The following is a 15,914-nucleotide window of genomic DNA, read 5'->3' as shown; positions in this document are numbered from 1 at the left end:
TTTGTTAACCTTAAATCTAATACTATTATGAAAAAACCACGGTGCAAATATACGGAGTTACTATTATTTGTCAATAGTTTAAGTGCTAAATTGTGTTTTGTAACATGTAATAAAATCTAATAGGAACTTATGCCTCATTGAAATCTTTCGATAGAGTCGCATATATTCTTTATACCTCCCTCTTTTTGGATCATCTCGCCTATATGAGCGGCATTTTTCTTATAAAGCGGATTGGTGACCAGATCACAAACCTTGCGTTCGATCTCCTGCTCGCTCGCTTTCGCTATCTTAAGCCCTTCCGGCCCTAACCCTAATTGGTGGATTCGATAGGACCAATAGGGTTGATCGATAATCAACGGAGTGATTAATTGGGGCTTTCCCGCCCTTCCTACGCTATGGGTCGTGCCGCAACCTCCATGATGGATAACGCCGTCGCAGTGCCGAAATATCAAATTATGCGGAACCGGCTGCTTCATTAAGAATAAATGTTTATCCGCTTGTAAGGTGATTCCTGTCTTTGCCCAACCGGAACCGATGATGAGCCGATAATCATGTTTCTTGCAAATATCGACCAAGGCTTTGCTAAAACGGTTACCATCCTTGGAACTACAACTCCCGAGGGTAAAAAAGATAATAGGGCTTTGAGCGCTGTCGACGAATGATATCATTTCCTCGTAAGCCTTCTCATCATATTGAAAAGTGTCATTGAAGCAATAGCCTCCGATCGACCATTTGAACGTCCAGTCCGGATCTATGTTTCCTAGGTGCTGGCTGAAAAGCAAGTAATTATATGAACGCTCTCCCGCATGATAACCAAAATTACGAATCGGAGCGAGTCCGTATTTAGCCCGGTTCTTGTTGATCGTGTCTTTGACCATGAAATTGGTCATCCGGTTCATCAACTTCCATAGGATGGCGGGGGTGATGATCGGGTTGGGTTTGGGAAATGGCAATACGGCCGGGGGAATCTTCTTACCCGGCAAGAACGGGGCGTAGGCGGTACGTATCAAGGGCTTCTTGCAATACTCGGCGATACTTGCGACAGCAAATTCCGAGTTGGTCGATACTAAAATATCATGCTCTTTTAGTAGGGGAATCAATTGATCGAACTGTTTATCGATCACGTTCCTCATCCATTTAAGGAATGGCCGGAATTTATGTGAGTTTTGCGCTGCGCTATCGATCATGCCGCCGATATCGTCAAACTGCTGCAATACGTATTTAAATCCGTAGGGTTTAACGGTCTCCTCGAATATTTGAGGGAGATTGATGGTCACCTCATGGCCACGTCTTTCCAATTCGGCCGCTATGGCCAAATAAGGAAGGACGTCGCCTTGTGAGCCTCTGGTTACTAATAGTATTTTCATGCTACGTTTATTTATGGGCTATGAGGGTCTTGTTTACCGGATATTCAGTTGACGCAAACGCTCAATGTCCAGATGGTATTTGGCTTCCATCGTTTGTAGTTTCTGCTCATTGATGGCTAAGGGATGATTCAATCGTTTCGTTTCCCGGTATCCTTTATATACGGAGCGAATCATCTTACGTGGATTGAAAATGACGGATGAGGTGATCCAGCAGCCGTGCGTACACCAACAGTTGGCTTTATACCCATGTCCGATAGCGGCTATTTCCTGTTTCATCGCTTCGCTATTCATCACTTTACTTATATCGCAACCATACTCTTTTATATTTCCGAGCGGTTCCCGTAGCTCGCAGGCACGAAAACGTCCGTCGTAGTCGATTACCAAGGTAGTCTCTCCGGCCGTACAATCCATCCCCCAAGGGGTCGGGTGATCTATGTTGCTGGCACGCACATTATATAAGGTACGTATAAGGCCGAGATAGAAGAAGCGTGTGATCGGTTTCCTTAAGCCGGTGGTATCCGCTACCATCCGATCCGCATAAGCTGAATAGATAGGGGATATGTCATCTTGTATTTTGCGTAGCGTTGACTCGGTTAGGATTTTCACGCCATCGTCACGGGTCATGCCTCTGGCAGCCTCAATTGTATGCGTGGAGGTGCGGAAACGTCCGTATACCCAAGTCATGAAGTCTTCTATCTGGTCTATATTGTATTTCGTGATAACGGTTGCTATATTTTTTAAGACTTTGCCGTCATCTCCGAAATTCTCCTGTATCTTACGCAGGGTTTCCAAGGCCTTATAGAAGTTGCCCGGTACGCCTCTCTGTGTATCGTGGGTCGCACCGAAACCATCCAAGGAAAGGCTTACGTTAATATTACAATCCGGGCAGTTCTGGCGGAACCGTTTTACCCATTCGACGATCCGGTCTGGTTTTAAGCCGTTCGTAGGGATGTTCACATCTTTGATATGGTTGTTTTTGTAGAATAACTCCAATATTTCCGGTAGATCCTCACGCAAGGTAGGCTCACCCCCGGATATCCATAATCGATTGAATTGCCCGGCGGTTTCTGATATCTTCTTGATTTCATCGAAAGTGAGGTCGGGTTGCTTCTTATCCATTTCTTGGGCATAGAAACACATTGCGCATTTGGCGTTGCATCGGCCTGTTACGAAAAGGAAGATCGACTCGAGTTTTCTTTCCGTGCTCATTGCCCTGAAAGAACTGGTGGTTCGTTTTTTGTCCATTTTATTTTTGTTTTACCATTTGTCTTATCTGGCGCATGATTTTTTCCTTGTGTTTGATCAACACCCGGAGAAAATAACATAAGAAGCCAAATAAAATACTTATTAGCATATACTATATGATCTTTAAAGGCAAAGATCGACGATAAAATGACGCTAAACAATCTCTATTTGCAGTATTTTATGGTCCATGTTTAAAAGGTAGGTCTATAAACAATTAAAGCCTGTCTCACGACAAGCCCTAACCAAACTTTGTTAACCTTAAATCTAATACTATTATGAAAAAACCACGATGCAAATATACGGACTTTTCAATTCCTGTCAAGGGTTATAATGCTAAATTATGTTTTACGACATATAACAAAAACAAAAAGGCGCCTTTCTTTTAGAGAAAGACGCCTTTTCCATGATATACTAATCAAATATTAGTCTTGTAATTTAGCGCAAATGAACTCGCGGTTCAAACGAGCGATGTTGCTAACGGAGATATTCTTCGGACATTCCATCTCGCAAGCACGTGTGTTCGTACAGTTACCGAAGCCAAGCTCATCCATTTTAGCGACCATAGCTTTGGCACGGCGAGCAGCCTCGACTTTACCTTGAGGCAACAAAGCCAGCTGGCTAACCTTAGCGGATACGAATAACATAGCGGAACCATTCTTACAAGCGGCAGCACAAGCGCCACAACCGATACAAGCGGCAGCGTCCATGGCTAAGTCTGCGTCCTTCTTTGGGATAGGTATCGCATTAGCGTCGGGTACACCACCTGTGTTGACAGATGTGAAACCACCCGCTTGGATGATTTTGTCGTAAGCGTAGCGGTCTACCATCAAGTCGCGGATAACAGGGAAACCTGCGGAACGCCACGGTTCGATCGTGATCGTCTCTCCATCGTGGAAACGACGCATATATAACTGGCAAGTCGTAGCTCCAGTTGCCGGTCCGTGCGGGTGTCCGTTTACATACAATGAACACATGCCACAGATACCCTCGCGGCAGTCGTGATCGAATACGATCGGTTCCTTACCCTCGTTGACCAACTGCTCGTTCAAGATATCCAACATTTCCAAGAAAGAGACACTCTGATTGATCTTCTCAATTTTGTATGTCTCGAACTGTCCTTTCTCCTTCGGACCTCTCTGACGCCAAACCTTAAGTGTTACACTTATATCTTTATCCATGATTCTAATTTTTTCTGAGATTGATGATTATTACTTCTTGTAGTTACGTGTTTGAGGAACAACGAACTCATAGTTCAAATCCTCTTTCAACATGACAGGATCTTTGTCCTCGCCTTGGTACTCCCAGCAAGATACGTACATGAACTTATCGTCATGACGCAAGGCCTCACCTTCTTCTGTCTGGTGCTCCGTACGGAAGTGACCACCACAAGACTCAGCGCGGTCCAAAGCATCGTGTGCCATCAATGTACCGATCTCGATAAAGTCGGCTACACGTAATGCTTTCTCTAACTCGGTATTCAAGTTGTCTGCGTTGCCTGGGATGAATACGTTGCTCCAGAACTCTTTCTTCAAGTCTTTCAGCATCTGGATAGCTTCTTGCAAACCTTTTGCGTCGCGTGCCATACCGATATGTTCCCACATGATATGACCTAGTTTGCGGTGGATAGTGTCTACGGTTTCTTTACCCTTGACGTTCATCAATTTTTGGATACGATCCTTGATGGCCTTTTCTGCCTCGACGAACTCCGGCAGATCCGTGCTGAAGCGAGGAACTTGGATTTGGTCGGACAAATAGTTCTGGATCGTGTATGGTAATACGAAATAACCATCGGCCAATCCCTGCATCAAAGCGGAAGCACCTAAACGGTTCGCTCCGTGATCGGAGAAGTTTGCCTCACCGATAGCGAACAGACCCGGAATGGAGGTCATCAACTCATAGTCAACCCACAATCCACCCATTGAGTAGTGCAATGCCGGGTAGATCATCATCGGAGTCTCGTATGGATTATCGTTCGTGATCTCTTCGTACATATCGAACAAGTTACCGTATTTCTGCTTAACGACCTCTTTACCCAAGCGATTGATCGCGTCGGAGAAATCCAAGAATACGGCCAAGCCCGTGCTGTTCACGCCGAAACCTGCGTCGCAACGCTCTTTAGCGGCACGAGAAGCCACGTCGCGAGGAACCAAGTTTCCGAATGCCGGATAACGACGCTCCAAATAATAATCACGGTCTGCCTCGGGAATATCTTTACCTTTCTTCGTTCCGGCCTGTAGAGCTTTAGCGTCTTCCAGTTTCTTCGGAACCCAGATACGGCCGTCGTTACGCAAGGATTCGGACATCAAAGTCAATTTAGATTGGAAGTCACCTTTCACCGGTACGCAAGTCGGGTGGATCTGAACCATACAAGGATTAGCGAAGTAAGCGCCTTTCTTGTAGCATTGCCATGCGGCGGAACCGTTAGATGCCATAGCATTGGTTGACAAGAAGAACGTATTAACGTAACCACCCGTAGCTACAACTACAGCGTGAGCGGCGTAACGCTCGATCTTACCTGTAATCAAGTTGCGGGCGATGATACCACGAGCACGACCGTCTACCTTAACTACATCCAACATCTCATGACGAGTGTACATCTTAACCTTACCCAAACCGATCTGACGGCTCAACGCTGAATAAGCGCCTAACAAAAGCTGCTGACCCGTCTGGCCACGGGCGTAGAACGTACGCGATACCTGAGCGCCACCGAATGAACGGTTATCCAACAAACCACCATATTCGCGAGCGAAAGGAACGCCTTGAGCCACGCACTGGTCGATGATTGAGTTAGAAACCTCAGCCAAACGATAAACGTTAGCCTCACGAGCACGGTAGTCACCACCTTTGATCGTATCGTAGAACAAACGGTAAACAGAGTCACCATCATTCTGGTAGTTCTTAGCGGCGTTGATACCACCTTGAGCGGCGATAGAGTGCGCACGGCGGGGAGAATCTTGGATACAGAAGTTCAATACGTTGAATCCCATCTCTGCCAAAGATGCGGCAGCGGAAGCTCCGGCCAAACCTGTACCGACTACGATAACATCCAAACGACGCTTGTTAGCGGGGTTCACCAATTTCTGGTGATTTTTATAATTAGTCCACTTCTCAGCCAACGGGCCTTGAGGTATTTTAGAATTTATTTCAGACATAATGATTTAATTTCAAAAGTTCTTAATTATAAAACCTGTAGCTTGCAATTAAGCACCTACTCCGTTTAGGAAGAAGATGATAGTAATGATCGCGAAAAGTCCGCAAATAACCGTAGCTACGATCTTAGAGATACATTCCCAACGGTTCATCCAGATCGTATTATTCCAACCAATTGTTTGGATAGCGCTCCAGAACCCGTGAGTCAAGTGGAACCACAAAGCCACGTACCAGATCAAATAAAGAACAGTGATCACGGCATTACCTTGGAAGTAATAGTTGATAAAAGCGGCTCCGTCTTGTGGAGATACCATAGCTGACCCCAATGCAACTTCGTGATGACCGATCAATTCGGCGAACATCATCTTATACCAGAACTGGCTGAAGTGCAACAGCATGAACAGGATAACAATCAAACCCAAAACGAACATGTTCTGAGATGCCCATTCCACGCCTTTCGGACGAGCGTTGATAGCGTAACGGTCGTTACCACGTGCCTTACGGTTTTGCAAGGTAAGAATGATAGCGTACACGAAGTGGATCACAACGCCTGCGGCCAATACGAGAGTAGCTGCCACAGCGTACCAATTAGAGCCCAACAGCGAACAAACCATGTTATAAGCCTCTCCGGAGAAAACGGCCGCCACGTTCATCGACAGGTGGAACAATAAGAACAGAACAAGAAAGAGGCCTGATATACTCATTATCAGCTTCTTCCCGATAGAAGAATTAAGTAACCACATAAGATAATAATTTAAGTTATTTAATTGTATTTAGAAATTTCTACTTAAACTATGTAATTATCACGCAAAGGTATGCTAAATCCATATATTGCGCAAACGATTAAAGAAATATTTCTGCATTAATGGGAGAGGTCAGGGCATGTGTCCCGACACATGGAATAATGCGGAAGGAAAAGGCTTTCCTTATGAATAATTTATATACATTTGCCTATATGCGTAAGGATTTGAATGGGTCACGGCATTTTTCCATAGGGATCAAGTTTACGATCTTATTATTTACGATCGTGATCTTGGTTCTTGTGCTTTTTTCATATAGGAGCGACAAGCATGGCAACCTGTTCTGGCAGGTAGAGAAATTGATTCCGCATCATCCGGACAGTGCTTTGGTGTTATTAGAGAAAGTGAGGGATATCAATGGATTATCGCTTCGAGAGAAAGCCCGTTATTGTCTGTTATGGACCGAATCACGGGATGAGGCGGGATTGAGGCATACATCGGATTCCATAATCTCTATCGCTACGGATTATTATAGGACGACACGAGGCTGTTACTGGCCTCCCAAAGCTTGGTTTTACCGGGGGAAAGTCTATGAGGATATGGATCAACCGTCCCTAGCTTTGGAATGCTATTTACGTGCGTTGGAATATGAGGGAGAGAATTGGGATTATGAATTCTGGGGAAGGTTATATAACCAAATGGGGATGCTGTACGCCGAGCAGGAATTATATGGCAAGGCTATGTCTTTTTTGAGAAAAGCGAGTGCTCAATATCAGTTATTGAACGATGCGGCCGGACAAGACCGGATACTGACCGAGGTCAAGAAATACGAGATGTTACGGGATTCTATCGGATCACTATCAGCGAGAGAATCGATTTATCAGATCACTTCCCGCTATGATGTAAGGCCGATCCGTGAGGACTTGTCTAAGAAAGAGTTGATGCTATTACAAAGGGGACAGGAGCGTTATCTGTACGCATTTATTATCGGCATAATCCTATTTATTTGCTTCCTCCTTTATCGGCGATGGAGAAATACGCAGGAAAACGCTCTTCGAAGGGAAGAAGCCTTGCGACGTTCGATTGCTAGCCAGCAACAACGTATGCGAGAAGAAAAAGAAGAGAATGAACGGCAAATCACCCTTTTGGAAAAAAGAATTACGAAAATAAAGGAAGAAAAGGATCAAGAGTTGATGTTGGTTTCCTTACAATTGGAAAAACAACGGCTGGAAATTTGTAACGAGTCGATTCTTAATAAGGAGAGTAAGCATTTATTATCTGTCGCGATCTTGCGGAAATCGGAGGTCTATGAGAAGTTTCACGATCGGGATGCCGGCAAGATTATCTCTGAGGATTGGGAGCTTTTGGAGGTTTTGTTGAATAAGGCTTATGATGACTTTACCTTACGGCTGAAAAAGCTATATCCTGTTATTTCCGATACGGAGTTGAAGGCCTGTATGCTCACGAAAATCGGTGTTCCCGCCAACCAGATCACACGGGTATTGAAATATAATAGTTCGGTACTTCGTCCTCGTCTATTCCGGAAGATTTTTAAGAAAGAAGGTTCTACGGAGGCATTTGTGGAGTTTATATCAAACTTTTGATTATTATATATTTATAGCGGTCTTGGCAGGTTTGTTCTCATTTTTGTTCTCATTTATTATGTGATTTGTGAGATATACGGGATATTTTTGGAGGCAAAAAAGCATGGTTATGAAAAGTGTAAAGTTAGCCTCTATCTTGTTTTATTTAAATAGTGTTTTTGTCGTTTCTTGTTTCGTGTCATGCGGTTCTTCGCCAACGGAAGCGTCCTCTCTTTTAACTGCGGATATAAGAGGGGGGATGGATAAACCGGGGCTATTGGAATTAGGCGATGAGATCAAGGGGGTTACTTTTGTCCCTTTAGAGGTGACCACGGATGATGCCTCGTTGATAGACGGAGTTTATGATTATGCCGTGACAGATCGATATATCTATGTGTTTCCCGTAAAAGAGCCCCGTATCGTCCTGTTCGATCGGCAAGGGCGTTTTATCCGGACGTTGGTAAAAGAAGGGCAGGGGCCGGGTGAATTTAGCGGTATTCTGCCATGTATCCAAGTGGACGAACGTAATGATCGCCTTTTTTTATTTAGTAATAATCGAGTTTGGGAATATACGTTAGAAGGTGAATTTATCGGACAATCCACCCATGAGTATTCGGTAATCTATATGCGTCATATCGGAAAGGATCGTTTCGCCGCCATATCATTCCCTTTTCAGCCTTTCAACGGAGGGGGATTCGGATTGGGCCTATTTTCGAGGAAAGGGGATACGATAGCGATCAAGAATGATTTTTATTCCTTTTTATTACCCCATGAGAAGAGCGGGTTCACGACAAGTATCGCCTCCGCTTATTCTGATGCGCAAAACTCCGTGTTGTTTAAGACCGGTAGTAATGATACGGTCTTCTGTATCTCGGCGGATCGAATAAGTGCGGCTTGTGTCCTTGATCTGAAAAACTCGGATGCGGAAGTGATTCGTTCGTTGGATGTTACGGACATGAGTAATTTGCGAATTGAAAAAAAGGACCCCAAGGATATCTTTGTGCAAGATATGATTGAGTTTCCGGCACATTATTATTTCCGTTTATTGTATAACCAAGGCTATTATATCGCCTCTGTGGATAAAAAAACGGGAAAGACACTCGTGGAAAAATGCGAGATGCCGGGGTCTATCTATGAACTGGCGGACGCGAACCTTCAACATGGCATGCAGGGTACGAGAAGTTATCGGAATTTCCCGGTCTGGGGGAGGGTCATAAAAGATGAGTTGGTACAAGTAGTGACCCCGTATGAGCTAAACTTATATAAGTCGCTTCACTCGATCACGATTCCGCAGGAGTTGGACTTAAAAGGAGAGGAGGGCAATCCGGTTTTTGTGTTCTATTCGCTTATTTGACTTCGATATGTATCGCTCGGTTGTACTTCTTGTAATAATCTAGCGATAGAAGCTATGTTCTTTTATCTTTTCTATGTCTTTGATGGCTATTAGTGTTATTTAACATATTGTTTATATTTATATTACGAATATTTCGTATGTTTGCGAAACCGACGTAATATCCGGGTATGCTTAGAGGTTGGTAAGTATGTGTAATAACGGTATAAATAACATTAAAACTGATTGAAAATGAAAAAGGCGATTATGAACACAATGATCATCCTGTTCGCTTTGGCGATGTGCGTAGGATGCGGACAGTCTTCGGAACAAAAAGAAGAAAGTGTTCCGACAGATGTAACAAAGGCAGAAAAACAAGAGCAAGTACAGGTGGAAGCGGAGGACGAAGATACGCTGGAAAATGGAGAGCAGGTATTTAGGGTAGTAGAGGTGATGCCGAAGTTTCCCGGCGGTGATGCGGAGCTTTTGAAATTTATAGCCAAGAATGTAAAGTATCCACAAGAAAGCCAAAACAAAGGAGAGCAAGGCCGTGTGATTTGTTCGTTTGTGGTAACGAAGGATGGAACACTTACGAATTACAAGGTCATTAGAGGAATCTCCCCGGCATTAGACCAAGAGGCGGTTCGAGTTTTGCAAATGATGCCTCGTTGGACACCGGGCACGCAAAGAGGCGAGCCGGTAGCCGTGAAATATACGGTGCCGATCACATTTAAGTTGCAATAATTCACGATTGCAGGTCTTGTGATTCTTATTTAATGTTAATTAACGTGCCTTCCGCATGCCGTTTACGACTATTTCGTAGCTTTGTGGATATACATTAATAAAAGGATAAGATTTATGGAGAAGCTAACGATGCAGGAAGAAGAGGCGATGCGCTGGATTTGGCGGATCGGTCCTTGTTTTGTGAAAGATGTGCTGGCCAAATACGAGGACCCGAAACCTCCTTATACGACGCTCGCTTCCGTGATCAAGAATCTGGAGCGAAAGAAGTACGTGAAGGCGAAACGTTATGGAAATACGTATGAATACCGTCCTTTGATAGAGGAAACGGAATATAAACGTACGTTCCTTGGCGGCGTGGTAACGAATTATTTCGCTAACTCGTATAAAGAAATGGTTTCTTTCTTTGCGAAAGATCAGAAAATCTCTACGGATGATCTAAAGGATATCATCGATTTGATTGAGAAAGGAAAAGAATAACCTAAATCCCACATACCATGACACCGGAATTTGCCTACTTATTGAAGGTAAATGTAGCCTTTGTACTCTTTTACGCCTTCTACCGGTTGTTCTTCTATAAGGACACGTTCTTCAAGCTACGTCGTGCGATATTGCTGGCGTTCTTTGGCTTGGCTCTGTTTTATCCTTTGCTGAACATCCAAGATTGGGTAAGGCAACAAGAGCCTATAGCAGATGTGATTTATATGTATTCCGCTATGTTGCCTGAGGCGACGGCGAAAGCGGATGCCGCGGCGTCCGTGGATTGGTATGGATGGTTGCTGGGATCTTTGGGGTTTATTTATTGGGGGATCGTAGCGTTCTTATGCGGACGTTTTCTCGTGCAATTAAGCAGTATCTTATGGTTGGCTCATACCAGTGAGCGTGTTGTTATTCATGAAACTCCGGTTTATGCGTTGCGGAAGGCCGCCGGGCCATTCTCCTTTTTCCGTATGGTCTTCTTGCATCCGGAGAGTCATTCGGATAAGGAAACGGATGAGATATTGACACATGAATGTACGCACGTATCCCAATGGCACTCGATTGACGTGATCTTGAGCGAGATGATGTGTATGGCTTGCTGGTTTAATCCTTTTGTATGGTTATTGAAGCGTGAGGTTAGGCATAATCTGGAGTATCTGGCGGATAACACGGTGATCCAGTCTGGTTACGATAGTAAGAGCTATCAATACCATTTATTGGGATTGGCTCATCATCAGTCCGTTACTACTTTGTATAATAGTTTCAATGTGCTGCATCTGAAGAACCGGATTATGATGATGAACAAGAAGCGGAGCCCGGGTATCGTACGTACGAAATATCTGATATTTATTCCATTGGTAGGGATCTTGATGCTGTTAAGTAATATCGAGGCGGTAGCCCGTTTGACTGTCCGTCTGGCGAATGAGGCTACGGTCTCGAACGCTATGGTGACGGCTACGGGCATTCTGGTTGATGAGACCGGGCAGCCTTTGATCGGGGCATCAGTTGTGGTGAAGGGCGGTAAAGAGAGGACTATCACGGATAAGAAAGGGGCTTTCTCTTTGGAGGTCCCTGCGAATGCGATTTTGCGATGCAGCTATCAAGGAAGGGAGTCTCAAGAGGTCTTGGCTGCTGATATGACAAATAATACCCATTTGTCCTTATCTTCCAAATCCCGTGAGATGAACGAGCAAGTATTTACCGTGGTAGAGAAGATGCCTAGTTTTCCGGGTGGGGATGCGGAGTTGTTGAAATACATAGCCACGAATATAAAGTATCCGAAAGAGAGTCAGGATAACGGGGAGCAAGGGCGTGTAATCTGCTCGTTTATCGTTGGGCGTGATGGTTCCGTCAATAATCCGGAGGTGCTTCGGGGAGTGACTCCTTTATTGAATGAGGAGGCCGTAAGGGTAATAAACACTATGCCTCGTTGGAATCCGGGAATGCAACGTGGAAAGGCGGTCGCCGTGAAATATACGGTCCCGATTACGTTCCGTTTGAAAAGTCCGGTAGAAGAAGCGAAGGAAGAGACTTTGACGGTAGTGGACGTGATGCCGCAATATCCCGGAGGGGATCGTGAATTATTGAAGTTTATCGCTCAAAGCATAAAGTATCCGACAGATGCGCAGGAAGCGGGAGTGCAAGGTCGTGTGATCTGTTCGTTTGTGGTAGATAAGAAAGGAAATATCGTGGAACCTAAAATCATACGGGGGATAGATCCCTCCTTGGATGCGGAAGCTTTGCGAGTCATCGGAATGATGCCCCGGTGGACTCCCGGTCGTCAGGACGGAAAGGCGGTCCGCGTCTTATATACGGTGCCTATTACTTTCCGGTTACAGTGAAATAAGAATAGAGGCTGTGTTGGTCGCTTAATCAGTAATCTTAAAAACATACAGATATGAATGAGAAATGTAATTTAGTTACAGTTCTGTTACTTTGTTGCCTTATTTTTCCCGGGAATGCTCAAGAGTTTAATTGGCAAGACTTGGTGAACCGTAAGCAATATGCGGCTGTGATCGCTCATGCTGATAGCCTTACATTAGCCGATTCTTCGAATTATGAGATTATGAACGCTATCGGGCAGGCTTATGAGGGTATGCTTCGGTATCAGAAGGCTTATGACTATTACCGTCTTTGCTTTTCTATGGATACGACGAACTTGGATATCTTAAACATCTTGGCTCGGACGGCGACGAACTTAGGCCGTGCGGAGGATGCCGAGCGATATTTTCATCAGGTCTTATCCGCCGATAGCTCGAACTTCTACGCTAATTATCAGTTGGCACGTCTGTATTTCCAATTGGGGGAGTATGAGAAAGCAGTTGATGCCTATGAGAAATTGCAAGCTCAGAATGAGGATAATACTGTCTTATACCGTGCGATTGGCGATTGCTATACTCGAATGGAACAATATCCTTCCGCTACGACCGCTTATTTTCAGGCGTATAACTTGAATCGTGAGAATGCGGGGTTGGCGGTTGCGTTAGTGAATTCATTGTATCGGATGGGGGCTAGTAGCCCGGATTATATATCGGAAGGAATAGCGATTTGCGATACCGCCTTGTTTTATAATCCCGGGAATCGTCAATTATTGCGTAGTAAAGGATTGGGGCTATATATCGTGAAACAATTTGTTCAGGCGGATTCTGTCTATTCCAGTTTGTTGGCTGATGGTGATTCCACCTACCTTACCTTGAAATATGGGGGAGCCTCGAAGTATTATGCCGGTCTGTATATGCCCTCGGTAGATATCTTGGATATGGCATATGAGCAGGATACGACCTCGGTCGAGGTATGCCTCTTATTGGGTTCCGCCTTGGGTAAGACGTATGACCGGAAGCGGGCTTACGACTTATTTGACCGGGCGGAAAAGGGATTGGAACCCAATCGTTTCTTGGTAAATCAATTATTGGCCTTCCGTGCGGAGACTTACCAAAAAGACGGGAGATATAAGGAAGCGTCCCGTCTCTACTATGAGGCATGGAAGAAGAATCCGGAACGACTGGATTTCCTGGCGGCGATCTCGCATATGTATAGTGAGATTGACGTGTCTAAATTCCAGAGTGAGGAGGATCGCCAGCGAGGGCTTTTTATCTTGGTACTTTATATGAATGAGAGCTTAAAGAAAAAAGCGGACGAGAGGACGATGGTGTTTAGCCGGGCGCTTCTGCAATCCTTCTATGAGGATATGTTTTTCCGTAATGTGGAGGAGGAGACTATGATAGACCCGGATGGGAAAAAGAGCAAGATCTCTATCGTGGATTTGCGTAACCTGATCAATCAATTGCCGGAGGAATCGGAGATGGTCATGGAGATTCGTGCCATGAGCGCCAGAAGCTCGGGTAAGATAGAGGAGGCGGCCCGTCTGCTTTATCGGGCGTGGAAGGTGAAGGGTACTCGTGTAGAATTGCTTCGTGAGATCGCGAACCTATATAGCCATCCGGATATCTCCGGATTCAAGAATGCGGAGGAGCTACAGAGAGGTGTATTCGCTCAAGTGACTTACGCAAAGGAACTGTTGAAAAACGAGTCGGATCTGAGTAACTTGACTTTTACCCGGCCTTTCTTGGAGTCATTAAATTCGGATATGTCCAAACGGGGTATCACGGAGCAAACCATGCTGGCTCCAGATAATCGGAAAAGCCAGCTTTCTATAGATGAACTCCAATCTCTGATCCAACAACTGCCGGAGACATCCGATGAGGTAAAAGAGATGATACGAATGATGGACCGGGAGAAAATGCTAAAGAGCAAGAAATGACATTGAACGAAAGACTTTAAACATCATAAAAAATGAGAAAATTAACTACGAACGCAGTGGCTATGCTACTCGCTTTAGTCGGATGTATGGGATGTGGCAATCGGTCCGCTTCCTCTGTCGATAACCTTATAAGGGTTGATGTCATGGCCGATTATCCGGAAAAGGAATTGATACTTCAAGATCTTATGGACGTGGAATACATTGCGTTGGAAACCACGGATGATTTTATAACTAAAGGTGCCGTGAAAGCGATCGGAAAGGATATCATGCTGGTGACGAATCGGGGCAGTGATGGGGAGATTCTTGTTTTCGATAAAAACGGAAAGGGACTTAGGAAGATAAACCGTTTAGGGCAAAGCGGTGAGGAATACACGCAGCTTACAGGGCTTGTCTTGGATGAGGATAACGATGAGATATTCGTCAAGGATAATCCGGCGAGAAAAATAGGTGTCTATGACTTATTGGGAAACTATAAAAGGAGTTTTAAGTTCACGGATACCAGTTATTATAATTATATATTTAATTATGATCGTGATCATTTGATTTGCTATAAGAGTTATCCATCGGAAAAAGGCAAGCGGGAGTGCCATTTGATTATTTCCAAACAAGATGGCCGTATCACCCATGAGATCCAGATTCCCTCTAAGGGTATTGAGACTCCGGTTGTGACAGAAGGGGAGTTTGTCATTACGCCGGAATTTTATCTTACGTTCCCGGATCGGGATAAATGGATACTTGTCAATACATCGTCTGATACCATATTCCATTACTTGCCGGATGGTAATCTGAGTCCTTTTATCGTAAGAAGCCCTTCCATATCCTCCATGGATACGAAAGTATTTCTTTTTCCAACCGTTATCACCGATCGCTACTGTTTTATGAGAACCATGAGAAAAGAGGTTGACTTTACGACGTTTAAAGGTTTCCTTGGTGAAGATCTGGTGTATGATAAACAAGAAAATGCCTTATTCAGCTATATTCTATACAATGATGATTTCATCAATAAGGAAGAAGTCTCTCTAACATCAGAGCCAAGAAACCCCGAAATAGCTATCTGCCAAACTCTAGATGCCCCGGACTTAGTTGAGGCTTACGAGAAAGGCCAGCTAAAAGGAAAGTTGAAGGAGATCGCCGCAAACTTGAGTGAGGAGTCGAATCCTGTGGTCATGCTGCTGAAAAAGAAAAAGTAATATATTGCTCCGGCTGCTACCTTGCTGGAAAAAAGTAAGTTGATGGCTATATTATTTTTTGATAAACACGTACATACTTGATTCCGATCATGTATGTACATGTTTTCTGTGAGACATTATACCGCTGCACCAGTTGAAAAAATGGAAATCGTTGATGAAATTATGACCCTGATTTATAAGAAGCTTTATTCTGGTCGTGTGTTCTTAAATCGATTTGAGCGAGAAATGCCTATTAATTTTAGGGAGGCCGTATCAAATACTATCGATTGCCCACTTATGTTCCGGAAATAAAATGTTCCTCTCCTATTGAAATAGCTCTCCGATAACC

General features: G+C 44.4%; 12 protein-coding genes. 7 read left to right on the top strand and 5 right to left on the bottom strand.

From position 1 onward, the window contains the following. Positions 1 to 134: 134 nt before the first annotated feature. The 5 genes from CI959_RS06535 to CI959_RS06515 form a co-directional block, all read right to left on the bottom strand. Positions 135 to 1,367: a glycosyltransferase gene (locus CI959_RS06535; protein WP_009016612.1), complete on the bottom strand. Its 1,233-nt coding sequence runs from the start codon at positions 1,365 to 1,367 to the stop codon at positions 135 to 137. 33 nt (positions 1,368 to 1,400) lie between these two features. Next, on the bottom strand, positions 1,401 to 2,612 hold the full coding sequence (locus tag CI959_RS06530; RefSeq protein ID WP_011967200.1) for a radical SAM protein: 1,212 nt from the start codon (positions 2,610 to 2,612) through the stop codon (positions 1,401 to 1,403). A gap of 422 nt (positions 2,613 to 3,034) precedes the next feature. Further along, a complete protein-coding gene (locus CI959_RS06525; protein ID WP_005859980.1) occupies positions 3,035 to 3,790 on the bottom strand; it encodes a succinate dehydrogenase/fumarate reductase iron-sulfur subunit in 756 nt (251 codons plus the stop codon). Positions 3,791 to 3,820: 30 nt separating this feature from the next. After that, on the bottom strand, positions 3,821 to 5,764 hold the full coding sequence (locus CI959_RS06520; RefSeq protein ID WP_005859978.1) for a fumarate reductase/succinate dehydrogenase flavoprotein subunit: 1,944 nt from the start codon (positions 5,762 to 5,764) through the stop codon (positions 3,821 to 3,823). Between the two features lie 48 nt (positions 5,765 to 5,812). After that, positions 5,813 to 6,505, bottom strand: a complete 693-nt coding sequence (locus CI959_RS06515) for a succinate dehydrogenase cytochrome b subunit (protein ID WP_005859976.1) — start codon at positions 6,503 to 6,505, stop codon at positions 5,813 to 5,815. A 185-nt stretch (positions 6,506 to 6,690) separates the two neighbouring features. On the opposite strand from CI959_RS06515, the gene CI959_RS06510 reads away from it, so the two are divergent. The 7 genes from CI959_RS06510 to CI959_RS06480 all read left to right on the top strand — a co-directional run bounded on the left by CI959_RS06510 (position 6,691) and on the right by CI959_RS06480 (position 15,586). After that, entirely contained in the window at positions 6,691 to 8,106 is a 1,416-nt protein-coding gene (locus CI959_RS06510; RefSeq protein ID WP_008779061.1) for a tetratricopeptide repeat protein, read from the top strand. Between the two features lie 109 nt (positions 8,107 to 8,215). Then, positions 8,216 to 9,439, top strand: a complete 1,224-nt coding sequence (locus tag CI959_RS06505; protein ID WP_005859971.1) for a 6-bladed beta-propeller — start codon at positions 8,216 to 8,218, stop codon at positions 9,437 to 9,439. Positions 9,440 to 9,667: 228 nt separating this feature from the next. After that, positions 9,668 to 10,159, top strand: coding sequence for an energy transducer TonB (locus tag CI959_RS06500; RefSeq protein ID WP_005859969.1), 492 nt, complete (start codon positions 9,668 to 9,670; stop codon positions 10,157 to 10,159). A 114-nt stretch (positions 10,160 to 10,273) separates the two neighbouring features. Next, a complete protein-coding gene (locus CI959_RS06495; protein WP_005859967.1) occupies positions 10,274 to 10,636 on the top strand; it encodes a BlaI/MecI/CopY family transcriptional regulator in 363 nt (120 codons plus the stop codon). 17 nt (positions 10,637 to 10,653) lie between these two features. Beyond that, entirely contained in the window at positions 10,654 to 12,477 is a 1,824-nt protein-coding gene (locus CI959_RS06490; protein ID WP_005859965.1) for a M56 family metallopeptidase, read from the top strand. A 56-nt stretch (positions 12,478 to 12,533) separates the two neighbouring features. Then, entirely contained in the window at positions 12,534 to 14,396 is a 1,863-nt protein-coding gene (locus tag CI959_RS06485; RefSeq protein ID WP_005859963.1) for a tetratricopeptide repeat protein, read from the top strand. A gap of 32 nt (positions 14,397 to 14,428) precedes the next feature. Then, positions 14,429 to 15,586 carry a 6-bladed beta-propeller gene (locus tag CI959_RS06480; RefSeq protein WP_005859961.1) on the top strand — a complete coding sequence of 386 codons (1,158 nt, stop codon included), beginning with the start codon at positions 14,429 to 14,431 and terminating at the stop codon, positions 15,584 to 15,586. Positions 15,587 to 15,914: the final 328 nt, after the last annotated feature.

The organism is Parabacteroides sp. AT13, assembly GCF_002272965.1.
Lineage (GTDB): Bacteria > Bacteroidota > Bacteroidia > Bacteroidales > Tannerellaceae > Parabacteroides > Parabacteroides distasonis.
Note: the sequence above shows the minus strand (reverse complement) of the source record. Positions and strands in the feature narration are given on the sequence as shown.